Origin of the sequence: Sinorhizobium mexicanum (assembly GCF_013488225.1) — a bacterium.
GTDB lineage: Bacteria > Pseudomonadota > Alphaproteobacteria > Rhizobiales > Rhizobiaceae > Sinorhizobium > Sinorhizobium mexicanum.
In genome coordinates, this window is record NZ_CP041241.1 from 1,269,602 (window position 1) to 1,293,170 (window position 23,569).

General features: G+C 56.4%; 21 protein-coding genes and 1 pseudogene. 10 read left to right on the forward strand and 12 right to left on the reverse strand.

Annotated features, from left to right (window positions below; all coding sequences use genetic code 11):
* Positions 1 to 11 precede the first annotated feature (11 nt).
* Positions 12 to 365 (reverse strand): IS66 family insertion sequence element accessory protein TnpB, encoded by a 354-nt coding sequence (tnpB, locus tag FKV68_RS30010; RefSeq protein ID WP_180939347.1) that lies wholly within the window; start codon positions 363 to 365, stop codon positions 12 to 14.
* Entirely contained in the window at positions 346 to 819 is a 474-nt protein-coding gene (gene tnpA / locus FKV68_RS30015; RefSeq protein WP_180939346.1) for an IS66-like element accessory protein TnpA, read from the reverse strand. Before tnpA ends, tnpB begins: the two co-directional genes overlap by 20 nt.
* A gap of 415 nt (positions 820 to 1,234) precedes the next feature.
* Here tnpA and FKV68_RS30020 point away from each other — a divergent pair.
* Positions 1,235 to 1,587: pseudogene (locus tag FKV68_RS30020) on the forward strand (transposase domain-containing protein); the annotation flags it as partial.
* Between the two features lie 126 nt (positions 1,588 to 1,713).
* Here the strand turns inward: FKV68_RS30020 and FKV68_RS30025 are convergent.
* Positions 1,714 to 1,959: a hypothetical protein gene (locus tag FKV68_RS30025; RefSeq protein ID WP_180942554.1), complete on the reverse strand. Its 246-nt coding sequence runs from the start codon at positions 1,957 to 1,959 to the stop codon at positions 1,714 to 1,716.
* Between the two features lie 572 nt (positions 1,960 to 2,531).
* Here FKV68_RS30025 and FKV68_RS30030 point away from each other — a divergent pair.
* The 9 genes from FKV68_RS30030 (at position 2,532) to FKV68_RS30070 (ending at position 12,910) form a co-directional block, all read left to right on the forward strand.
* Positions 2,532 to 3,842, forward strand: a complete 1,311-nt coding sequence (locus FKV68_RS30030) for a capsular polysaccharide biosynthesis protein (RefSeq protein WP_180942555.1) — start codon at positions 2,532 to 2,534, stop codon at positions 3,840 to 3,842.
* A gap of 255 nt (positions 3,843 to 4,097) precedes the next feature.
* A complete protein-coding gene (locus tag FKV68_RS30035) occupies positions 4,098 to 4,757 on the forward strand; it encodes an ABC transporter ATP-binding protein (RefSeq protein WP_180942556.1) in 660 nt (219 codons plus the stop codon).
* A complete protein-coding gene (locus FKV68_RS30040) occupies positions 4,758 to 6,092 on the forward strand; it encodes a KpsE/RkpR family capsule polysaccharide export protein (protein ID WP_180942557.1) in 1,335 nt (444 codons plus the stop codon).
* 183 nt (positions 6,093 to 6,275) lie between these two features.
* Positions 6,276 to 7,376: a glycosyltransferase family 29 protein gene (locus FKV68_RS30045; RefSeq protein ID WP_180942558.1), complete on the forward strand. Its 1,101-nt coding sequence runs from the start codon at positions 6,276 to 6,278 to the stop codon at positions 7,374 to 7,376.
* Positions 7,373 to 8,332 carry a Gfo/Idh/MocA family oxidoreductase gene (locus tag FKV68_RS30050; protein WP_180942559.1) on the forward strand — a complete coding sequence of 320 codons (960 nt, stop codon included), beginning with the start codon at positions 7,373 to 7,375 and terminating at the stop codon, positions 8,330 to 8,332. Before FKV68_RS30045 ends, FKV68_RS30050 begins: the two co-directional genes overlap by 4 nt.
* A complete protein-coding gene (locus FKV68_RS30055; RefSeq protein ID WP_180942560.1) occupies positions 8,317 to 9,309 on the forward strand; it encodes a Gfo/Idh/MocA family oxidoreductase in 993 nt (330 codons plus the stop codon). The genes FKV68_RS30050 and FKV68_RS30055 overlap by 16 nt, the downstream gene beginning before the upstream one ends.
* On the forward strand, positions 9,306 to 10,322 hold the full coding sequence (locus tag FKV68_RS30060) for an NAD-dependent 4,6-dehydratase LegB (RefSeq protein WP_180942561.1): 1,017 nt from the start codon (positions 9,306 to 9,308) through the stop codon (positions 10,320 to 10,322). Before FKV68_RS30055 ends, FKV68_RS30060 begins: the two co-directional genes overlap by 4 nt.
* A 38-nt stretch (positions 10,323 to 10,360) precedes the next feature.
* A complete protein-coding gene (locus tag FKV68_RS30065; RefSeq protein ID WP_245182029.1) occupies positions 10,361 to 11,500 on the forward strand; it encodes a LegC family aminotransferase in 1,140 nt (379 codons plus the stop codon).
* 291 nt (positions 11,501 to 11,791) lie between these two features.
* Positions 11,792 to 12,910, forward strand: a complete 1,119-nt coding sequence (locus tag FKV68_RS30070) for a nucleotidyltransferase family protein (protein ID WP_180942563.1) — start codon at positions 11,792 to 11,794, stop codon at positions 12,908 to 12,910.
* Here the strand turns inward: FKV68_RS30070 and FKV68_RS30075 are convergent.
* The 9 genes from FKV68_RS30075 to FKV68_RS30115 form a co-directional block, all read right to left on the reverse strand.
* Complete coding sequence (locus FKV68_RS30075; protein WP_180942564.1) at positions 12,893 to 13,573, reverse strand: PIG-L deacetylase family protein; 681 nt, start codon at positions 13,571 to 13,573, stop codon at positions 12,893 to 12,895. The two genes, FKV68_RS30070 and FKV68_RS30075, sit on opposite strands and share 18 nt — an antisense overlap.
* A 6-nt stretch (positions 13,574 to 13,579) precedes the next feature.
* Positions 13,580 to 14,746: a UDP-N-acetylglucosamine 2-epimerase gene (gene neuC, locus FKV68_RS30080; protein WP_180942565.1), complete on the reverse strand. Its 1,167-nt coding sequence runs from the start codon at positions 14,744 to 14,746 to the stop codon at positions 13,580 to 13,582.
* Between the two features lie 93 nt (positions 14,747 to 14,839).
* Positions 14,840 to 15,781, reverse strand: coding sequence for a GNAT family N-acetyltransferase (locus FKV68_RS30085; RefSeq protein WP_180942566.1), 942 nt, complete (start codon positions 15,779 to 15,781; stop codon positions 14,840 to 14,842).
* Entirely contained in the window at positions 15,774 to 16,433 is a 660-nt protein-coding gene (locus FKV68_RS30090; protein ID WP_180942567.1) for an acetyltransferase, read from the reverse strand. The genes FKV68_RS30085 and FKV68_RS30090 overlap by 8 nt, the downstream gene beginning before the upstream one ends.
* On the reverse strand, positions 16,430 to 17,479 hold the full coding sequence (gene neuB, locus FKV68_RS30095) for an N-acetylneuraminate synthase (protein ID WP_180942568.1): 1,050 nt from the start codon (positions 17,477 to 17,479) through the stop codon (positions 16,430 to 16,432). The genes FKV68_RS30090 and neuB overlap by 4 nt, the downstream gene beginning before the upstream one ends.
* Complete coding sequence (locus tag FKV68_RS30100; RefSeq protein WP_180942569.1) at positions 17,476 to 20,097, reverse strand: CDP-glycerol glycerophosphotransferase family protein; 2,622 nt, start codon at positions 20,095 to 20,097, stop codon at positions 17,476 to 17,478. The genes neuB and FKV68_RS30100 overlap by 4 nt, the downstream gene beginning before the upstream one ends.
* A 453-nt stretch (positions 20,098 to 20,550) precedes the next feature.
* Positions 20,551 to 21,570, reverse strand: coding sequence for a capsular polysaccharide export protein, LipB/KpsS family (locus tag FKV68_RS30105; RefSeq protein ID WP_180942570.1), 1,020 nt, complete (start codon positions 21,568 to 21,570; stop codon positions 20,551 to 20,553).
* 103 nt (positions 21,571 to 21,673) lie between these two features.
* Positions 21,674 to 22,444 (reverse strand): ABC transporter permease, encoded by a 771-nt coding sequence (locus FKV68_RS30110; RefSeq protein WP_180943964.1) that lies wholly within the window; start codon positions 22,442 to 22,444, stop codon positions 21,674 to 21,676.
* Positions 22,445 to 22,451: 7 nt separating this feature from the next.
* The gene (locus tag FKV68_RS30115; protein WP_180942571.1) at positions 22,452 to 23,504 is read right to left on the reverse strand and encodes an SGNH/GDSL hydrolase family protein; all 1,053 of its coding nucleotides are present in this window, start codon (positions 23,502 to 23,504) and stop codon (positions 22,452 to 22,454) included.
* Positions 23,505 to 23,569 lie beyond the last annotated feature (65 nt).

Below are 23,569 nucleotides of genomic sequence, written 5' to 3' on the forward strand. Positions count from 1 at the left end.
TTCGAGAGCCCTCAACCAGCAACCTGATATTGCCGCACCGGATGGCGGACCATTGCATCGATATCGATGCCGTCGAGGAGCCAGTGCAATTGCTCGGTCGTAAGCTGAACGACCGCCGCCTCCCGGCGAGGCCACCGGAACTTGTCCTCGGTCAGCCGCTTCAGAACCAGCACAAAGCCGGATCGGTCGAAGAACAAGAGCTTCATCCGATCGCGACGGCGATTGCAGAACGCAAAAACCGCCGGCGCAAACGGATCGAGCGCCATCGTCTCCTGAACCAGCACCGCAAGGCTGTTGATGCCGGCCCTGAAGTCGATCGGCTCGCGGTGAAGGTAGACTTGAAGGTCAGCGCCCAGTGTGAACATGACCCAACGCTCCGATGACCGCTGCCAACGCATCCACATCACCGCATTCCAGCGTCAGCTTCACCCCGTTCGGCAGTGACGCGCTCACCTTGGCTGGAGAGGAAAAAGGCGCAGCCCTTTTCGATGCCGACCCACGCACTCCATCGCAAGTCCCCGGCAAATCCACCGCAGCCATGCTGCTCTGTCGCAGCAAGGCCCGATCGGAAGTGCTTTCAATCTGAACCGGGATAAACGACGGTGATGAGGACGGCGGGAGGGACTGGGTCTCCGTGCGCTTCTTTATCCACTTCCGAAGAAGGTTCGCATTGACCCCATGTTCGAGCGCAAGCCTCGATACCGACACGCCAGGCTCAAGGCAGGCCGAGACAAGACGGTTCTTCGATGCGGGGTCGTATCGGCGTCTCCCGTTCCGACCAACAAGCCTTACCTGCAGTTTCTGATCATCTTCTTCCATCACAAGGTGTCCACCTATTTTGGTGGACACCTCATGCATCAGAGCACTCAACAGCAAAAGGTGCGGGGAAATTCGCGCTTACTTTCGATTGAAGCGGGCGGACCGTGTTCGGATCGTTTGGTGGGCGGCGGCGGGGTTTGCCGCTATTCGAAAACTCCGGAAGACCGAGGCTTCTGCTGGTCGGGCACATCGCCGGCGCGGATGCGGTCTGGACCATTCGCAGTTGATGGCGCCTCTGGGCCAGGCTCGATTGGAAAAAGATCCGCCCGGCCAAGGTCAGGCGGCCGTTGCTGACGGGCTGAAAGCGGTCTGCTACAATCATGTGGCTGTAGCGGTTGGGAAAGCGGCTGTTTTTGTTCTCTATTGCCTCCCATGGTTTTGCCTGCTTTCCGACGACGTCGATGCGCTGAAAGCGATGATCCTCGCAATGGCCGAGGAGCGAGCTGCGAACGAGGTACGACTTGCAGCCGCGGCGGCAGAGGTCGCCCGGCTGAAGGCCGTCGAGAAAAAGCGCCAATGAGCGGATCGCCAACCTCACGTCGATCCTGAAAGTATTGCAGCGCACGCAACATGGCACGCGGCCCGAACGGCTACGCCTGGCTGTCAACGACGAACAGGTGTCCTTTGCGTTCGAGCAGGTCGAAATCGGCCTTTCGGAAATCCAGAGCGAACTCAAACCGCGCGGCCGCGGACACGCCGAAGCGTGCGCCGCTTCCGCGCAAGGGCGTTGCCAGTCACCTTGAACGCATCGAGGAGACGCGGCTCCCTTGCGGAAGTCGACTGGCGGCACGACACGTAAACCACAAATGCGGAAGCGAGCATGCCTTGCGGACCACCCGGAGAATCTTGGTCAGGTGATCGGGATCGACATCGGCGCCGGCGCGTACCACGATATCACCCACGACGCGTGAACTTGACTGGCGCGCTCGCGCCCTCCGTCAAGGCAACCATTCCCGACGAAAGCGCAGGCGCCTCTCCGGTTACCAGGTCGTTGCAGGTGACGACGCCGCCGGCGAGTTGCGCCGCGATGGCATTGAGGCAGTGCGTCAGGCCTGCCGGGACGACAGCCTCCAGCTGCTGCAACAGAGTGACCTTGCTTAAGGTGATGTCGGATTTTACAACGACGGTCGAGGTTTGCACGCAGGCTCATCAGATGCTCCCAGAGCCACAGACATTTGCGAAATGGACGCATCAGTTGTAGACGGCCCTCGATGGATCGAAACGGGCGCGGGTTGGGTTGTTGTCGCGCAGGTTGCCGCGCTGCCGCTCTGAGGGCAGGACGCGGGTTCGCCGTGTCGTATTTCTTCATCGCATAGCGGATCTTCTTGTTTGCACCGGCCGGCGTCGAGGCAAGCCTGATGTGCATGGCATCCGGACCCGTGACGATGACCGACGAAATCGCCGGCGGCGTGCCATCGTCGGTGTATTCGAAGCCTTCACGTTGCCCGCCCGCTCGGAGAACGTCGTCGTACCGAGCACCTGCGGCGATCGACATCATTTATCTTGCGGCGGAATGGCCACGCTCCAAACGCAAAGCCCCACCAGCATGCTTGAAACCAGATCACGTAAGAAGTTCGCGCCAACATTGCCAGAGCTGATCGAAAGATTTGACATGAAACGCCACCAACCAGTGCCAAGATACGGCGAATGAAGGCTGGCCGAGATGTGGGCGGACATGTATATAGCAGTGGGTTTTCTTGGGTTGAGCGCCGATGGTGGTGACTAAGCGACAGACAGAGGCGGCGGAAGCGGCAGGCGACTACGCAATCACTGCTCGGGCAACAGGGCTGGTGTCGACTTTTGCCGTCCACATCACGGAATGGAAAAAGGCCTTTCTTAGGCGATATTTCCCTCAAAGACACTTCCATTTCCTACCAAAAGATCTGAGTGAGCGCGATTTCGAGCGTCTCTGGAAGCCTCGAATTCAAGGGGAACGGGCCGCGGAACTTTTCGTTTGGGGCACGGAACTGCCTACAGCACTGGCCGCGCTCGCCAGGGTGCAGAACATTCCTGTCTGGTTTCTGGAGGACGGCCTTCTCCGTTCGGCGCGCCCCAGCGCCAGCCGCACCCCTCCCCTCTCGCTGGCGCTCGACCGCCGAACTCCCTATTTCGATTGCCGCAAGCCCTCCGATCTCGAAGCGCTGCTTGACGCCTACAATTTCGAGGCGGATCGGCCGCTGATGGAGCGTGCCCGGGCAGGAATTGATCTGCTGCTGCGAAGCGGCATCAGCAAATACAACGACGAGCGCACTCAGACAGCGGAAGAGGTCTATGGTGAAAAGACACGCAAGCGCGTGCTCGTCGTCGGCCAGGTAGAGGACGACGCCTCAATTCTCTACGGATGTCTTGGCCGGACGAGCAACAACGATCTGGTGCGGCTCGCCGCTGCGGAGCAGCCGGACGCCCAGATCCTGTACAGGCCGCATCCAGACGTTCTGAGCCGCGTGCGTGCCTTGAAGTCCAATCCGGCCGACGTAGCGCATCTCTGCGAGATCGTGACCGACAGGCTTCCGCTTGCAGAGGCACTGCGTACCGTGGACCACGTCTATACGATCACCTCGCTCGCGGGCTTCGAGGCGCTGATGCGCTGCATAAAGGTCACAACGGCCGGATGTCCCTTCTATTCCGGCTGGGGCCTGACGGATGACAGGCAGCCGAACCCACGTCGAGGGCGGAAACTCAGCCTGGAGGCGCTTTTCGCCGGCGCCTATCTCCTCTACCCTCGCTACTTCGATCCCGAAACCGGAGGACAAACAACATTCGAGGAGACCGTCGCCACCATCCGAAGGCAAATCGAGGAGCCGGAAGCGCTCTCTCCCCAGCGGCCGGCATGGCGCGCCTGGGGGCCATATGGCATCCTCGGCTGGCGCCACCTGCTCACCGCCGCCGTGATGCCGGCGATCCGCCACCTGGGCAATGACCGCGACGTCGAAGAATTCAGGGCCGATCCCATCCGCTTCTTCCGTGGTCTTTCCGACCACCGACTCAGGATCATCGGCCGCATTCTCTATCCATTCGGATGAGTGACGTGAGCCTAATCGTCCACTCATCTTCGTGTCGTCGGCGCCGCGTCCTGGTACGCGAATGGAGTAGCAGCCACCGCGATCTGCTGCTCCTGTCATCCGCTCGTCTACATCACCACGTGCCTCCGGCGGGGTGGGGTCTATCGGAATGTCGCGCAGTTGGATTAGGCTTGGATTGTCTTTACCGAATCGCATTTCTGACATTGTTTGGCGGAATGCTTGTGCTTACCCTTTCCCAAAGACGCTGAGAAACGAATGATCCGGTTCGAGCAGGCGACGAAATATGCCCGTACCAAGGGCATTAAGAAGCCGATTATTGAGGACGCCTCGCTCACCCTTAACCGGGGAAAGAGTGTCGGCCTGCTCGGCCGCAATGGCGCCGGCAAATCGACGCTGCTGCGATTGATTGCCGGCGCGATCCGGCTGGATAAAGGGCGGATTATCCGCCGCGGCAAGATATCTTGGCCGTTGGGCTTTCAAGGAAGTTTTCAGGGTTCAATGACAGGCGAACAGAATGTGCGCTTCGTCGCACGCATCTACGGGCTGGACACTGAACAGCTCATTGACTACGTGAAGGAGTTCGCTGAACTTGGACCATTCTTCAGGGCGCCCGTCGGGACCTATTCTTCAGGAATGAAAGCACGTCTGGCGTTCGGCTTGAGCATGGGCATTCATTTTGACTATTATCTGGTAGATGAAATTACTGCTGTTGGTGACGCAAATTTTAAGAAGAAATGTCAGGCTATCTTTGACACCAAACTCCGGGATTCCGACGTGATCATGGTTTCACATAGTACCAGCACGATCCGCGACTACTGCGATTGCGGCGTCGTGCTGGAAAAGGGCAAGCTCACCTATTATGAGGATGTCGAGGACGCGATCGACGCGCACGACAGGAACATGAAGGGCAACTGAATGGCGGCAAGCAAAGACGCGGCAGTGAACAAGCCTGATTCCGCGCAGGCGGCCGACAAGAACGAGGCCGCCAAGGCCATCGATACAAGCAAAGGTATCGCGGTACTGGAAGGTCTGCTCGGCAAGAAGAGCGCCCCCATCATTCCCCTTCCGGGACGTACCAAGATCGAGCCGTCCGAGAAGACCGGTTGGCAGCCGAAGTGGCTGAACAAGCTGCGCTGGCGCCACGCCATAATTGGCGCCTCCTTCCTTGGCCTCGTTGCCCTGCCGGCCACGCTCTCATCACTCTACATGGCCTTCATCGCCGCCGACCAGTATCACAGCACCACGTCCTTTGCGGTGCGCAGCATCGACGGCGGCTTTTCCAGCGATATCCTCGGTATGTTCACCCAAGCCTCCGGCGGCAGCACGGTTTCCGACAGCTATATTCTGATGGATTACATCCTGAGCGAGCGAATGGCGGCCGACGCCGATCGCAGGTTCAAGCTCGAAGATGTCTATGCTGCCCGCGGCCTCGACTATTTCTACGGCATCGGCTCCGACCTGCCGATCGAGGACAAGCTGGCCTACTGGCGCAGCATGGTGAGCGTCAATTTCGACAATGCGTCCGGGATCTTAGAGGTGACCGTGAAGGCCTTCAATCCGAAGCAGGCGCAGGCTATTGCGCAGTTTATCGTGGACCAGAGCGACAATCTCGTAAACAGCCTATCGCTTTCTGCCCGCAATGATGTACTGAGGGCGGCGCAGGATGAAGTACTGGCAGGCGAAGCCCGCTTGGCAAAGGCCCGCGTAGCGCTCCGCGAGTATCGAGACCGATCGCAGGAAATAAGTCCGGAAGAAGGGGCGAAGCTCGCTGTCCAGATCATCGCTTCACTTGAGCAGCAGTTGACAAAACTCAACGCCGACCTCGCTACGGCGAAAAGCCAGATGAGTGACGACACGCCAAGAATTCGTGTCTTGAAAGCGCGCATCGAGAGCCTTGAAAATCAACTGGACCTCGAACGCAAACGTCTTGGCACCGGAGAGAGCGGTTCTGCATCCCGTCTCGAATCGGGCTTCAAGGACGTAGCGGGACGAATTGCGCAGTTCGAGGAGTTGGAAACCGAACGCGAATTTGCTGAACGTGCATACACTGCTGCATTAGGCTCTCTTGAGAAAGCGCGGGTTGAGGCGAACAACAGGCAACGCTACCTCGCACTATTTATCGAGCCTACTCTTTCCGAGATGGCGCAATATCCGGCACGCATCATGAATGCTCTGCTTGTCACCTTCGGGCTCCTTTTTATTTGGGGCATTGGGGTGATGGGCTACTACAACATTCGTGACAGGGCGTAACCCCGCATATCGCTTCCTCTCTCCGCACTCCCACGCGCTTCCAACGCAATGAACGGCGACCGGTCGCCCAGATGTTTTATGAAAAAACTGGCCATCAAGAGTGTCTCCCACGCAGCAAGGTGGGCAAGGAACCTAACCTGTCGAGTCTCGTGGTGCCTAAACGGCAGGCCGGGATCCGCCGAATTGGGATTCAGCAATAGCGCCTATGCTTCAGGCCTGTATTCGGATGCGGCTGACTGGCTGCAGGTGGCGCTCGATAAATTTCCTCATGACTACTCTCTTCAGCTAAGAATGTCCCGATGGGCAAGGTACGGTATTGTTCCTTTTGAGCATGCGAAGGAAATGCTGCTAAAGATCGTCGATAACGCCCCGCCCAACTTGGCGCGAAATGCGTCAATCGATCTCTTGAATCTGTGCTGGGAAAGAGCTGGCGCGGCAGCTGCAGTTGTCCATCTGCCCGGGACCATGCCCTGGCTTGGTTCGAAGCCGGCCATGAAATTGCGCTTGGCGGCTCTCATGCATGACGCAGGACTGGCGGAGGAGGCACTCGAACTGCTAGCGGAAGTCGCAAACGAACACCCTCGTTCGCTCCGTAACATGGGATACCTGGAACTGACACTCGCTGCGCAAAAAGCAGGGTTCAACCACCTGGCTCAAGCTCGGAAGGCGGCCGCCGTCGCACAAAGACTCGATGCAGGGACCGCACGTTTGCAGTCCCTGCTGGACACGAGGGATGTCGCCGTTGTCGCGAACGGCCGCTCGCTTAAAGGCCGATCACTGGGGTCGAAAATCGATGCTCATCGAAACGTAATGCGATTTAACAATTATGCTACAGGAGACGTCATCGACCTTGGCCAACGCACTGATATTTGGGTCCGCCCGCCGTTCCCGCAGTACGTACCTTGGAGGAAGTTCCGGAAGCAGCCGCTGCTCCTTTTCACCGGGCCGAACTTGCGGCACCGGTTTTCGGATGCGGTTCAGTTATTGGCCGCCTGTCCCGAGGAATATGGCGATATAGCTGTCGTGCCGTCGTCCCTATACGCGAAGCTTTTTAAAGAGCTCGAGGCGTCGCCGAGTAGCGGAATATTGGGTCTCGCGCTCCTTGCAGAGCATTGGGGCAATCGGGTTCCACAAACGCGAGTCTTCGGCTACTCACTTGAGGACAACAGGGAGAACATGTCGATCTACCATCACGGAAGTGTTCAAGGCGATCGGCCAAGCCGCCACAACTGGAAGGCCGAGCTCAGACTATTCCAAAATTTGGTTGAAACGGAGCAGCAATGAAACACACCATCCTTCTAGTTGGTAGCGGCAATATTGGCCGCCGTCATCTACAGGCCCTATCGACACTGAAGCGGCGTTTGGAGCTGCTCGTCATTGAGCCAGAAAGCTCCGCACGAGAAGCAACTGCCGCACTCCTGGCGCCCTTCTCTGACCATATCACCACGCGTTTGCAAGCGGATTGGGCGGGCATACCGCAGTCGGTTGACCTCGCCATCGTCGCAACGTCGGCCGCCCCACGGCGGCTGGTCTTGGAAAATTTGCTTTCGGCCACGCGCCCGGGGTTTGTTGTCCTTGAAAAGGTGCTGTTCACAACCCGTCGCGACCTGGACGAATGTGAAGAAATACTTTCCCAGCTAGGAATACCAGCTGCAGTCAATTGCGGCCGGCGTGGTTTCCACGACTATGATCGCTTGCGCATCCAACTCGGGTCCCGGCGCGGACTGTCGATGAATGTGGTGGGGTCGGACTGGAACCTTTGCTCCAACGGGATCCACTTCCTTGATTTGGCTGCGCACCTTTTCGGCGACATGCCGGTGTCGTTATCAGAGAAAGAGTTAGAACCCGAACCTATCCCCAGCCGGCACCCCGGTTGCATTGAGTTCTTCGGAAGTTTGGTGGCTCAAATGGCTGGCGGAGGGACGCTCAAACTCACGAGCTTACGGTCTCCGGGCGTTCCGCTTGCAATCGAGATATCTCACCGAAACGAAAGATGGACGGTTGAAGAGTCGAAAGGGCGAGTAATTTATGAAATCGACGGAGTACAACAATCTTCGCGCCCATTTGAAACAATGACGGTTAGCCGCATGGGGCATTTGTACGAGGAGATTTTGGAGAATCGGAAATCACGCCTTCCCTCGTACGAGACCTCAGCAATCCACCATCGACTGTTTATCGACGCGATACGCCGCAGGCTGGGCATGCGTCTTTCGGAGGATATGCCGTGTCCGATCAGTTAAAAAGAATAATATTGGCTGGCTGCGGCGGCATGGCTGCCGCGTATGCGAAGGTGTTGCGCCAAATAGAGCAGCCGTTCGTGGTCTTGGGGCGGAGCCAGGCAGGCGCCGAGAAATTTGCCGCCGAGTGGGATGTGACCGTGGGACATGGTCCTCATGAGGAACAGCTCGCCTCTCTTGAGCCATTGCCTGCTGCAGCGATCGTCGCAGTGAGCGCGGCGTCGCTCGCCGAAGTTACCAAGGCTTTGATCAAATTTGGATGCCGCAGGATCCTTATTGAAAAGCCTGCCGCGATGAACCCCGCCGCAGTCGCTGATCTCGCGCGACTCGCGGAACGGCATGACGTGGACGCTTACGTTGCCTACAACCGTCGCTTTTATTCGTCAGTCTCGCGAGCCCAAAGTCTAATTGCGGAAGACGGGGGCGCCTTGTCCCTGAAGTTTGACTTCACAGAAGCAACGCGCCGAATTGAGGCCATCGGCAAAAGCGCTACCGAGTTGGAGGGCTGGTTTTTTGGCAACTCCACGCACGTCGTCGACCTAGCATTTTTTCTGGCTGGTGAACCACGCGAATTGCAAGCGCAGAGTTGCGGTGCCTTACCATGGCATCCGACCGGTGCCATCTTCAGCGGCCATGGCGTCACGAATCGCGACGCAATTTTCTCCTATCACGCAAATTGGCTTGCCCCCGGCCGGTGGGGAGTGGAAATCATGACACGCCACAGGCGTTTGGTTCTGCAACCCATGGAGCAGCTCTTTCGTCAAGATCATAACACGTTCAACCTAGAACAAATGAGCTTGGACGACGAGTTGGATCGCCTTTACAAACCCGGTATTTATCGTCAGACGAGAGCGTTTCTCGCTGCCGAGCCAGACGAAAGGTTACTTCCGCTTGCCAAGCACGCCTCGCTTTTCGCTGTTTACGCCACTATCCGCGATGGCGGCGTTTACTCCACATCACAAGGAACGACGACTGAATGAGCACCGCGCTGAAAGGCAAGACAATCCTCGTTACGGGAGCTGACGGCTTCATTGGATCGCATCTCGTAGAACATCTCGTGCGGCAGGGACTGAAAGTACGCGCGTTTGTGCTGTACAACAGTTTCGGAAGCTGGGGGTGGCTGGATCGACTCGCAGACGACGTTCGCGATCAATTCGAAGTATTCATGGGGGATATACGCGACCCAAATGGCGTGCTGACCGCGATGCGCGGCGTGGACATCGTCCTGCACCTCGCGGCGCTCATTGCTATTCCCTATTCCTATCACTCACCTGACACATACGTCGATACGAACATCAAAGGCACTCTCAACATTCTACAAGCTGCTCGCCAGCTCGATGTCAGCCGAGTGGTGCACACTTCCACGAGTGAGGTGTACGGGAGCGCACAGTTCGTTCCGATCACGGAAGAGCATCCGCTGGTCGGCCAGTCGCCGTACTCGGCCTCAAAAATCGGCGCGGACCAACTGGCATTGTCATTCTACCGTTCGTTCGGAACACCGGTTACTGTCATTCGCCCGTTCAACACCTTCGGGCCACGGCAATCGGCCCGTGCCGTTATCCCAACCATCATCAGCCAGTTGGCAGCTGGCAAGACGGAAGTCCGTCTCGGGAAACTCAGTCCAACGCGAGATTTCACATTCGTTACGGATACCGCGCGCGCTTTCCAAGCTATGGCAGAAAGTCCCAGCGTGTTGGGCGAGGTTGTCAATTTCGGAAGCAGCTTTGAAATTTCCATTGGCGAGGTTGCGAACCTTATCGCCCAAACGATGGGGGTTGACGCGGGTGTAGTGTCGGAAGAGGAACGCCTACGACCTGAGCTGAGTGAAGTCGAACGTCTGTTCGCAGGCATCGATAAGGCGCGTCGTCTCACGAACTGGTCGCCACAGTACTCCGGGCGGGACGGATTTGTGAGGGGATTGGCAGAAACTATCAAATGGTTCAGTAATCCTGAAAATCTCTCGTTCTATAAACCCGATTCTTACATGGTGTAACGATGGTCGGTTTGAACGTCAGACATGCGACATCAGTGATGGCCGAAATCGCTGCACCGTCGGGAGGACACGTGGCTCTGCATGAGCCACAATTCTCGGGGGCGGAATGGGAATATGTTAAAGAATGCCTCGATTCGGGGTGGGTGTCTTCGGTTGGCTCTTTTGTGGATCGATTTGAAGGCGATCTAGCCGCGGCTTTCGGGGTCGAACGGGCAGTAGTAGTCGTAAACGGCACTGCCGCACTCCACATCGCACTGTTGCTAGCCGGAGTCCGGCGTGGTGACGAGGTGCTAACCCCGGCGCTCACGTTCGTCGCGACGGCAAACGCGATTGCTCACTGCGGAGGTATTCCGCATTTCGTCGACAGTTCGTGGGACACACTTGGACTTGACCCTCAAGCTCTCTCAGATTGGCTTGATCGGATTGCAGAACCGCATGCCGACGGGCCTCGAAACCGCGTAACGGGGCGCCGACTGGCAGCTATCGTCCCTATGCACACATTCGGCCATCCAGTGGACATGCCGAGCCTCCTGGAGGTCGCCACCCGGTGGGGATTACCCGTGGTTGAAGACGCGGCGGAGTCTCTTGGTAGCCTACAAAACGGGCGACCACTCGGCGGGCTTGGTCTGCTTGGGGCAACCAGCTTTAACGGCAACAAAATCATTACCACAGGAGGAGGCGGCGCCGTCCTCACAAACGATGACGCTCTCGCCAATCGAGCCAAACACCTGACAACCACCGCCAAGGCACCTCACCGCTGGGCCTTTTCGCATGATGAAACTGCATTCAACTATCGAATGCCTAACATCAATGCGGCGCTCGGATGTGCGCAATTGGAAAAGTTGCCGGCATTCATACACGCGAAGCGTGCCTTGGCAAGACGATACTCGGAGGCACTCGCAAGCCTTTCGGGACTGCGTTTCTTTGCTGAACCGGATGGGGCAGAGAGCAACTACTGGCTCAACGCAGTGATCTTGGACGATCCCGACCAGCGGGATGACTTCCTAAGCACTACAAACGATGCAGGTATCATGACGCGCCCTTGTTGGAAACTCATGTGTGATCTGCCGATGTATCGCGATTGCCCACAGATGGAGTTGCCAGTTGCCCGTGCTATCGAGTCGCGGCTGGTCAATATACCGAGTAGTCCCAAACTCGGCGTGGCGAATAAAGGGTAGCGGCTAGAAATAGCGTGTTTTTCTCGGAATAATATGTGGAGCCACAATCAATAGGGGGCCCGTCGCCATTCCTCTGGTATCTTCCAATCTTACTTGGAAACGATTGATCACGGACCAGTGTAGGGTTGCCATTATTGATCAAGATCGTTACAGCTGTGGGGGCTCATCAAAGCAGAGTCCACACGCTTACCGATAGTTTTCTCGTCGCGACAATAGCCACACATCCGGTGCGATTATTTGAATAAAGACGCAGCAGCATTCCAACCTCGCGGAAAATATTCGGAGTAGTATATGTCACTTTCGACCAAAGGCGTTTCTCCCCTAAAACTCTACCCTGCGGAGTCTACGTTTGTTACTTTGAGCTCGACAGTCATCGATGCAATCAAAGTCGTAGACGCTGCAGCAATGCAGATCGCCTTATGTATCGATGACGATAAGCGTCTTGTTGGTGTGATCACAGACGGCGATATCCGTCGCGCAATTCTGCGCGGCACCCAACTGCACAGCCCGATATCGCAGGTTCTCAATTATCAGCCTCTTGTCGCCCGCGAGGACATGAGCATGCACGAGCTGGGCCAGTTGATTTGCGCCAAGAGTCGAATCCTTCGACTGCCGGTTGTCAGCGCAGCCGGCAAGGTCATAGGCTTGTATCGGGCTGAGGAAATCGCGCCTGAGGCAGCTGGAGAGTGGCCTGTAGTGTTAATGGCCGGTGGCCTGGGTAGTCGCTTGCGCCCGTATACTGACTCGATGCCGAAGCCAATGCTGGAGGTAGGCGGACGGCCCATCCTCGAACAGATCATCTTGCAGTTCAAGTCACACGGCTTCCACCGCTTTTACCTCTCGGTGAACTACATGGCCGAGGTAATCAAATCTCACTTCGGTGACGGTAGCAATCTAGGCGTGGAGGTGAGCTACTTGGAAGAGTTCGAACGAATGGGCACTGCCGGCAGCCTGCGCTTGCTACCTACCGTGCCGGACACGCCTTTCTTTGTCATGAATGGGGACCTTCTTACGACAACTGACTTCAGCATGTTGATGCACTATCACCTCGATTGTGGTGCGGAAGCGACTATGTGCCTCCGCGAATACACAGTGGAAGTGCCGTATGGCGTCATCGAACACGAGGACGGGCGGCTGACCGGGTTCCAAGAGAAACCCAAGCACCAACATTTCGTCAACGCGGGTATATACGTTCTCAATCCTTCTGCATTGTCGCACGTTCCGGCTGAGGGCTACTTCGATATGCCCTCGCTCTTCGACAAGCTTATGGCCGATGATCCGGCAGCAGCTACGGTATATCCGCTTCGCGAGTACTGGTGTGATATCGGCCGTATCGAAGACCTCGAGCGCGCCCGGTATGATGCTGCAGAGATCATCGCTCTAAAACGGCCGCTAAGTCCTGCCGCGTAGGAGCATAAACGCCTCCGCTGCCGTGTACCCGCTCGCGGCTCCTCGCACCTTTGCGAGGGCGCCCACCGCTTCGAGGCTTCGGGGGAATGGGAACCCGCCAATTTCATCGCCGAACATCGAAGTGATGTGCAACTTCTTCTCCAATTGGCTGGAGATGTCGATATACAAATTGGGGAGGAAAGGATCGCTATTGAAAAGCCCTGCGTCTGTTTCTGATAGCGTTTCGTAGACCAGGGTCCATTTGATCGACGGGTACCGGAACCATTTCGTGCAAGCCGTTGTTGCTTCATACACCACGTGATGGTCTGAATGAGCATCTCCTCGGTGAGGAACCAAAAGAGTCGTTGGCTCCACCGACTTCACGACCGTTCCGATGGCGCTGACCATTTCGCCCATCGGAATCGTCTCAAGCTTGGCGGAGGGCAGATTGAGACGATGCACGCCAGCAAATCCATAAGCGTCGGCAACAGCCGAAATTTCCTGTTCCCGACGCGCAACCTTTTCCTGCGCCCACCCATGTTCGACAGAGATTCCAGTTACGACCAGCCAGTGGACCGATACTCCAGCCTCAATTGCTCGCAGGAGAAATCCGCCTGCTCCGAGTGTCTCATCATCAGGATGAGGCGCAACGATCATAACAGGGCCGCTGTTTGGTTCGAACATTTAGTGTCACTCCAGGATGAAACGCTTATTCAACAACTTTGGTCCGGACTCAACCTCCGCGAGTATCGCTGCAATTCTCGCGCCAGTGCGACCGTCGCCATAAGGCGTCCGGCATTGAGAAACGCGGTCGCGAAAGCCAGCATCGCGGGTTGCCTTGTCGATCGCCGCGGAGATTTCCCTTTCGTCGTAACCTGTGAAGATGACATTATCACCGCATTCGCGACCGCGCTGGCGTATGCCAACATTCACAACAGGGAGCCCGAGACTGGGGGCCTCGAGTATTCCGGCGGACGAGTTGCCTATCATCAATGATGCGTGCCGCAGCAGATTTACAAACTTCTGCCTGTCAAGATGATTGAAGACTTTGACGCGCGAACAGCGAGCGGCGAACTCCGCGATCTCCGCGCTTATTGCGTGGTTGCCCGGATCAGAGTTGGGTGCCATCGCCGCCACACGCAATTCGCTGTGCTCTAATACGCGCGTGATAGCCTTTATATGCTCGCTCGCCTGCGAAAAGTCGGTAATCGTCGGGTGGAAGAGCAGCACCACGTAGGGCGCACCGGCCCAATCTACCCCCACCGCCTCGTCCAGCTCTGCTCGGCTCATTAGAGGAACGGATAACAACCTATCGAGCCCCGACGCGCCGGTTACGTGGATCCTCCACTCCTCCTCCCCAAGCGCGCGGAGCCGCTTAGCACTCAACTCCGTTGTGACCATGTGGATATGCGCCATCTTTGATACGGCGTGGCGAATGATGTTGTCCACGTTATCATCGTCGGCGTGATCGCCACCGCCCACGTGTGCCAGCGGTATACGGTGATAGGCGGCAGCGATGGCGCCGGTCATCACTTCCTCCCTATCGCCCATGACGACAAGAAAGTCCGGCCGCTCGCGTGCGAATATATCAGTCATGCCTGTCAACTGGAGCGCCATGCCCTTGACGCGCCCAGAGAGTCCATCGGACGCGAGGAGCGAATCAACCTCACCAACGATTCGGTGACCATCCGCTCTGATCTGTTGCACCGAATACCCATGCAGACCCGTCAGGTGAGCGCCTGTGGCAATAACAGCGGCCTCCAGATCCGGTCTAGCGCCTACAGCTTCTATGATCGGCGCTAAAATGTCGTACTCCGAGCGTATTCCAGTCAGGAAATGTATCAGGCGACGGTGCATTTGCGGCCCTTCTTCTACGGACTTGCATGGACTGTTGCGTTCAGTCACTATCAAGGGGTTGACGCGTGAACGGAGTCTAGACGCGCGCGCAATTCAATAGAGATCAGAATCGAGCATCGATAGTCGCCACAATCGACTGTCAAACATGTCTTTCGATATTGGCAGAAAAGTTCGAGCCCCAAAGTATGTTACCGGCCCACCGGCCTTGAACCCCAAAGCTTCGAGGACCAATCTATGCGTCTCCTCCGGAAGGCACCAGGTTGAAATACGGGCGTGCCCGGCAGCCGATGCTCGTGCAATTACGGTTGACAACAGCGCTCGCGCGGCACTGTTGTCTGAACAGCGCAGCTCAACCAGGTCTGTCGCATCGGCACCATAGGATTTAGTGATTGCATAACCGGATATCTCACTGCCCTCACATAGGACCAGTCGCGTATACCGGTTATCAGGATGCTGGTCGAGTCGCCACGCTAGAATGGCCGCATTTCTCGCCCCGCAAATTGGCAGCTTTGGTCCAACGGCTTGAAAAAAAAGGTCAAACCGCTCGTCGATATGGTCGATCTCGACGACCGTCGAGTCTGGCCTGTAAACCTTCGAAAGAGAGCCCAAATCCAGCGTCAACGTGGGCACTTCGTAAACGTCACGCCAGCCAACCTTTAGCTGCCTGAGGGCGTGGACAGCCGCGTTGGGGAAGCCGTATACAGCCGCCACCCCCATCTCCGGGAGGTGACCATATAGCTTATTCGCGGTCTTCTCGAAAAGCCCGCGGCCTCTGTAGTCCGGGTGTGTCATTGTGGTCATGGACAAAGCGGCGGAAATTTCTGAGCCGTCCACGGACAGAGGCGCCGAATTCGCTGCATAGTGACCCACAAGCTCATCACCGGAGAACGCCAGCATCACTTTGGCCGAACCCGCAGGATGACCTAGATATCGCCACGTCCATGCGTCGCGTGACATTGACCTGGAAAACACTGTTTGAAAGAGTTTAGTGATCGCGCTTTCGTCACCCAGCTGGAACAATCGGTACTCAAACATCGACTTCACCCTGACGTTCAGCGGAGATCCTGCTCCGCGCAGATGTTATGCGCGCACCATCCGGAACATCACCTGCGACGACCGTCCCCGCGCCCACGAACGCTCCACTTCCCACCATTGCTCCAGGCACAACAATGGCGCCGGCGGCGATAAAGGAGTTGTTCCCGATCTTAGCCCCACCTAAGAGAACAGCTCCTGGCGCAATCATCACGCCCGAACCGATGACACAATCGTGATCAACGAGCGCCCCAGTATTGATAATCGAGCATGCGCCTACTCTCGCGTCCGCCTGAATCACGGCGCCTGCCATTACAACAGTACCCGTATCAATGACTGCGGACGACGAAACAATTGCCCTCGGATGCACCAACGTGGGGACGGTCGCTTCGAGCTCCAATAGTCTCTGAAATTCCCGCCACCGGATGTCTGTCCTTCCGGTTGCAGGAAACACTGCATATTCCCTCAACCAAGCGGCACCGTCGAATAGATCGCTGACGCCACCAAGAACGGGGGCACCAGCAACAATCTCTCCCCGCATCAAAGCGGGGTCCAAATACCCCGCCACCTGCCAGTGACTAGCACGCGCCACTTCGGCGACCACCTTCGCATGGCCGCCGGCGCCCAGGAGTATGAGGGATCGGCCTTCGCTCATTCGAAATCGCCCATCGAATAGAGCGTCAACGCCCTCACCTGCCGTTTCAAACGCTTTCCGATCATCTCGACTTCCAAAGACGGAGCCAATCCGGTGCCCGGACGCAGCAATATGATGTCATTTTCCGATAGCTTTTCTCCGGGCGACATGTCGCGGGCAGCAGCCAGACTGCGGCGACCCAGGCGACGCGACGATGCTTCGCATGGCTGAGGCTCCTTTCGGGCTTGACCGAGCGATCGTTCGACGATGCGAACGCCCTTCACCATCGCGGCGAATTCGGCCGGTTCCAAGGAAGCACGATGGTCCGGACCCGGGAGACCCCGATCCAACGTGAAGTGTTTTTCTATGATGCATGCGCCCAAAGCAACGGCTGCCAGCACGACCTCTATCCCTTCTGAATGATCGGAATAGCCAATTGGCAGCGATGTCACCTCTTGCATTAGCGGAATCGCCCGCAAGTGCAATTCGTCGAGGGGCGCTGGATAGCAGCTGGTGCAGTGGAGAACTGCTATCTCATTGCAACCAGAATTTCGCAATGTCGATATGCCGGTCATGACCTCTTCCATCGCGCACATACCCGTCGAGAGAATGACGGGTCGGCCGCGTTTTCCCATGTCGGTAAGGTAGGAGGTAGAAACGCAGTCGGGTGACGGAACCTTGAATGCGGGCACGTCCATTGCATCGAGCAGATCTATGCTGTCCCGGTCAAAGGGCGAGGAAAGGAAAATGATGTCTTCCGCAGAACAATGTTTCAGGAGCCGCTCGTGTGCCCTTGCGTCCAGCTCCAAGGCAGACAGCATCTGGTGCTGGTTTGTTTCCCCCGTGTTTGTCTTCTGATATGCCGCCGTCGGGGTGTCCCTGACGACCAGACGATCAGCCCGAAACGTCTGGAACTTTACGGCATCGGCCCCGGCCTTTCGCGCAGCCGAGATCATCCTCTCGGCTAATTCGATCGAACCGTTATGATTTACGCCAATTTCCGCGATGACAAAGCATGGCTCACCGTGGCCAATTGCACGGTCGCCAATCTTAAAACCAACGCTCATACCATGTACTCCTGAAAAGGGGCCGTGACGAAGATCTCCCGGGGAAGTTCGCTCTGTGTTCGAATTCCAAGCGTCCCCTTGTGTATGATCTCATCTACGATCTCCCTCAGCCTACTGTAAGTACTGTTGTCGAAGAGATGCGGATTCTTGGCCTTGAAGGCCCCTGCACCAGAGCTTGCCTTCGGCCCCAGTGCGAAGGCTTCTTCCATGGCGGCAAGCGTCTCCGCCGGGGTACAGCAAAGTGGGACGCCCAGAATCTCATCATACGCTGCTGGATAGCTCACGCCCGGCTGGCCAACAATCGCAACATTGCGTTCCAAGACCACGGCTTCGAGCGCGGTGACACTGTAGGCCGTCAGCACAAGGTCGCTGGCCATGAGAAGGTTCTTGATATCGGGGTCGATCACAGAACATATGTCGCCCGCGGCTTCATCGTCTATTATGTGTCTGTATCGCTCGATATGACCCTGCCCCTCCTCGGGATGGGTCTTGAGGAGGACCTTGACAGGCTGCATCAGACCTTTGGCCGCCTGTATTATCATCCGCCATAGAGCCATGCTTAACGCGGGCGGCATGGGCTGTGTGGGGACCGCGATGATGCGGTCGGCACCAAGCTCGAGACCAAGCCGTTCCCTTGCATGCAGACGCGCCTCTTCCGAATTGTAATAGTGCGGACGAAGTATGCGGGGAGACCCAAAAGATCGGACCCTCTCTGCCGGAATACCGAAGTGTCGGTCGTATTCCTGGACGAAATGGTCCGAGTACACGGCGGCGTAGTCTGTACGGATGCTTGTATAACGGCAATAGGCCGCGTTCAGGCAATGCGTTTCGATCGTCAAACTTGGAATGCCGCTCATCCGCGCGACAGCCCCGACGATTGCGTTGGTTGATGTTCGTATAGGGGAAATCGCGATGGCATCATACTCGTAGGATTCTAACAGCCTCTTCGCAAGAGCAATCTGGCCGACTTGCCGAAGCATGAAATCCACAAGTCCATCTCTAACGACACAGGCCAGAGCGTTGATGACCGCTGGATCGCGTTTCCACTCGCTTGCCAGGTTCGAGATTGGAGCCGCGAAGGCCGTAAATGTCGATGCACGGACGGCGGTACTTGCGCGGGCGTCCGGAACGGGTGAAACTGCGCGCATGAATCCTGGTAGAGAGGCATCGTTCTGCTTCAAACTGCTGAGCACGGGATCATCAGCGGCTCGACTGATGCTTTCGTGAAACGACCTCTCCCGCCCCTGCGTCCACACCACATCGACATTGAAATGCGTCTGCAGTGCGGAAGCGATTTGCACCGCATTGTAGCCGTATGCGCGGGTCTCATTTGAAATCAGCGCTATGTTGCGGCGCCCCCTTTGATGGCTACCTCGTCTATAACGAGGCAGCTTGGTTGCCTTTCGGAGATACGCTCGCACGGCTTCAGGCGCGACACTGAGTGGGGTTTCACTGAACTCTCTGATGTCTTCGAAGATTCTGGGTAAGTAACCTCCTGCTGTTCCGCGCCGCGCTCCCATGTCGACTTGGCGCGCTTCGAACTTGATCTGCGCGCTCCCCGGCTGCCAGCAACAAGCTTCAATGCGCGGATCCCCGACGAGGTTCGGCACAGCAGCGCATAAACCATAAAGCTCCCGATTTTCCGAAAACGATACGATTACGCTATCGAAAGTCGGTTCCTGGAGCGCTTGAGCGACGCCCTCCATGCGAAGCATCTTGAAAAAAATGAAGTCCGCGACCCCGAGAGTAAAGTCGGCTTTTGCGCCGTCGAATTCGGGTATCTCGGTTTCGATCCAAGGATTGGCCTCAAAAAAAGCGTTGGAGAGGGCGGCAGCTGCCTTGTGGCTGGCTTCGTGCAACCGGTGATACCGACGATGAAAACGATCAACACGCGACCGTGCGTGCTCAATCGTTATGTCTATGCCCGGCAGTTCAGCTTGGACCGCCGCGAGATCAGCGTGACCGTAGAGATCTCCGTATCGGATGATCGTCAGTCTCTTGGCTCCGGCAGCCAGACGGCTCATGACCTTTGGATGCAATTCGCCATCGATGACTAGCAAACGGTTGCGGCATGGCGCAGGGCGACTGAGGGCGTGTGCGCCATTCGGAGCGACCGAGGCATCTGCTCCCTGTCCAAGCGGCCTCAGAAATATCGCTTTCACAGCTGATGGGATCACCGGCTGGTTTGATCCTTTTGTGATCAAAGCCAGCAAGGCTTCAAGTAAGTCCGCTTCACCTCGCTCCAACAGCGCCACGGCCAGGCCTGCGATACGGGCGGGATCTCCGCGCGTACTGTCGGCGAGTTGAGGCACCATCTCTCTTAGTCTCGCCGAGGACGTCGGATCGTCAGTCTCACATAAAAGAATCCGATAATCTTTAGGTCGAGGTTTCGCGCAAAGGTAGCTTTGAACCAAGCTATCGCCGATGTCCTGACCGTAGCGTGTCACAAGCCGCTTGTGAAGCCAGAGCAGCCTCGCCCTTGTGCGCCGGCGAAGCGGAAAGTGGGTCATCCATCCAATAGCAGCTCGCGGCCCCAGAGCGCCCGCCAGCAAACTCATCATGGCTCGAGAGTAGCGCGCTTCGAGGTTATTCGGGAGATATGCAAGAATGCGGTTCATGAGCATTATTTTTGTTCAAAAAAGACGACGCGATATTCAGGCTGCATTCGCGCCTAGTTGCCTGCGAGAGGAGCGGAATGGCGTTAGGCGACACGGACGAAGTTGTCCAGATCTTTCAATGATGGCCCCTGACCAATCTGTGCTCAAAGCTGCTATCGAGGGCGCAACTGTAAATCCTGTTGGAGCGAGGGCCCCCGAGGCACAGAGCTGCGCTAAGCTCTTTTCTCAACCTCTGGGAATTAGACCAAACGGGTTAATTCCTTGTCAAAGAAGTTTCCTAGCCTGGGCTTTGCCGGAGTTGAAGGAACGAACACCCCGCCAGCAATTTCCTCTGCATTTGTCAAACTCATAAGTCGTGTTCCTCTGTCGGACCTCATCGACGCTGAAGTGTTTAAGGCAGATGCAGCGCGGCGCGTCAAGCGTGGTCCTGCGGCTAGCGTTCGCACGGACAATTTAAGGGCGGGGACGGCGCATCTCAGCCAATCGACGGATCACCGCCTCTAAACACGAGGGCCCCCCTGTTTCGGGATCAAAATATTGCGAATGCATAAGGTACGCGGCAGCGAAAATCTCGCGGGCGGACAGGCGTCGCGTCCGACGGGCACTCGTCTGTCGATCGTCGGTAACACCCCAACCGGCATAAAACGGCAGACCGACGCAGGTAACGGGAATGCCGCGCAATACTGCTTCGAAGCCCATCAGGGAGGTAATCGTATAAACGTGGTCGGCTACGTCGAGTGCGTCGGCAGGCGTCACGTCCATATCCAGAATATCGCAGAGATGTGACACCTCGGCTGGATCAGAAACACCCGCCCGCTTTTTGCGCAAGATTTCGGGGTGAGGTTTGTAGACCACCTGGGCGCCAGGATTTTCCAACGCGGCAAGTCTGACGAGTTCGTTGTTGTTGAAGGGCCTGTCACACCCATAAGCAATCGCTGCATCTGTCTCCACCTGACCGACCACAAGCACGCGTTTCCTTATTTTAGGACCGAGCAACGTGTCGATGTCCACGTGCTTGCCCATATTGTATTTACTCACTCGCAAGTCGAGTAGCATCCGGATGCATGCATCGGCGCGCTCCATCAGTGCCGTATCCGCTCGGAAATCATAAGTCTGCAGCGTTCGCTCCAACTCCGATGGATTTTTCGCGTCATAGTGGACCGTTCGTCTGTCGATGATCAAGGAGGCCGGCGCAGCGTTCAGGGTGCCGAGTGATACGGAGCGAACGAAGCCATCCTCAACATAGAAGAAAGGAATGCGAAACTGCCGACAAAATGCCTTCAAGAAGGCCGGATACTTGAAACCCCAAACGAAGACACTTGGCCGTGGGACTAGCAGAAGCCGCAAAGGCCAACCTTGCAAAAACATCAGTTTGGGATTGCGGGTAACCACAGTGCATTGCAAATCCGGGAACCAGCGGGGGATGTATTGTTTCCATGGTTTGAACCCAAAGAAAACGGCTTGCCGTGCCATGAGCCTCTCCAGTCTTTGGGGAGTATATTCCGGAAGGAGCGGTGCGTTTCAATATCAGAACTCGCAAGTCGCCGTGGCGAAGCGTATCTGGCTATTCGACTACTCAACCTTCTCTCATTGCTCTTGCCGAGAAAGTGAAAAGTGAGAGGCCGACGAACACACTGATCGCTGTGAATGTGTAGAGGTAGTTTAGATCCAACCCCTGCGCCCAATATTCAGGATATACGCCCTTCCTAAAAAGGATGATAGCGTGGACGACAGGATTGAATAGCAGCACATCGTCGAATGGATGCGGGATTAAATGTGGTAAGAAGAGTACCCCAGATAGCAGCATAAGGGGACGCATTACCACGCCGAAGATTTGCTCATATATTGGGAAGCGAGCAAACAGGGCAATATTGGAAAGACCAACACCTAAGCCCAAGAGTGTCGCCAGGAAGCAAGCCCCCGCGGCAGAGGCTAAGTCGATATGCAGCGTGAGATCGCTCTCCAAGGCCACCACATTCATTACGATAATTACGATGAGAAACGACGTGGATGCTTGCAACAAATAACGCGACGAAACGGCATCCGCCGGCGTGACCATCGGATAACTCAAAAGAGCCTTGTTGGACTTTATCGTGCCGGAGACGAATGACTGCATCGTCTGATAACAGTGAAATGGCAAGTAGCCCGTGGCAAAGAATAGGGGGAAACTGGTGCCGAGCGCAGGCAATCTGGCGATTGTCTGAAATATCAGGGTCAACATCACGACGTGGGCGACCGGGTCAAAAAGCGCCCACAGGTAACCCCCGGGCTTGCCACCATACCTTGTAGACATCTCCCTAATCATCAAAGCCGCGGTAACGCGGGCATGTTGTCTGATAAGCTCCACAAACACCTCAGATCTTCAAGAGCGCCATAAAGTTTTCAGCCATAAGCGCGTGCCCCGCTGCCGACAGATGCATCCCATCGGGTGACAAGGTCTTCTGTGTTCCCTGTTCCCAGCAGATCCGGTCCATATCAATGAGGTTGCATCGCTCGCGTTTGGCAACATCATATACTGCCATGTTGAAGCGGTTAAAGCTCCATGACATGTGCGGCGTTTTGGCGGCAAACTTCGTCGGTGGCTGAATGATAGTGACAAAGGTGACTGAGCGAGCCCCATTGGAGCGGGCCAACTTCGCGGCTTCCTCGAGGCGCTTCTCGTAGACTGTCAGTGGAGTGTAGGTATGATCGAAATCACTCTCAACCAGAGGTGTGCGATATACTTGAGCAAATTGTACAATCTTCTGGCGAATCTCTACCGTCAGAGTCGAGAGTGCCAATCGCTGCTCTTCCATGAACATGCGGACAACGCAGTCATTGAGTCCGATATGAATGAGCACGTCAGCGTTGCGACAGTCTGCCCGCGATCGAAGAGCCTTAAGCATGAACTCAGTAGTGCCATAGCGCCGGCACAAAGGCTGGACCGACGCGCTCCCACTCTCGAGCATGCTTTCCAGTATTTTTCCAGAAGCTGTCATCTCGAAATTTGTAGCCTCAATCTTGGATCCGGGAACCCCTCTCGGAAGCCCAAGAGAATCGCTGACTATCACTGCCTTCCTGAGAGTCTCTCCCTCCGAGGAATGCATTCTCGCATGTTGCTCAAAATCAGCTGACTCCTGATCGAGCTTTGTATGCTCGTCTTCGATTGCCGCCACGACTTTCGGAGGATCGGCGTGAACCAGCTTTGAACGCGCATCCTTAAAGCATGCGATAGCCTCTTTTATCTCTCCTTTTCTGGCCAACACACCGGCCCTGTCGATAAGAGCCTCAATTTCTACCAATCTCTTTTCGGACGATCCGAACATAGCATTAAAACCTGAAAATCCTCTGCAGCCAAAGAGAGTTCGCATCCACGCACTTCCCTGAATCGCTATTTCCCTTCTTTCAGGAGCCAAGTTTAAGAGCACGGATTGCCTCCCCTCAATCGCCGCGGATCCGGCCGCCTAATCAGCATCAATCGAACACAACGTCA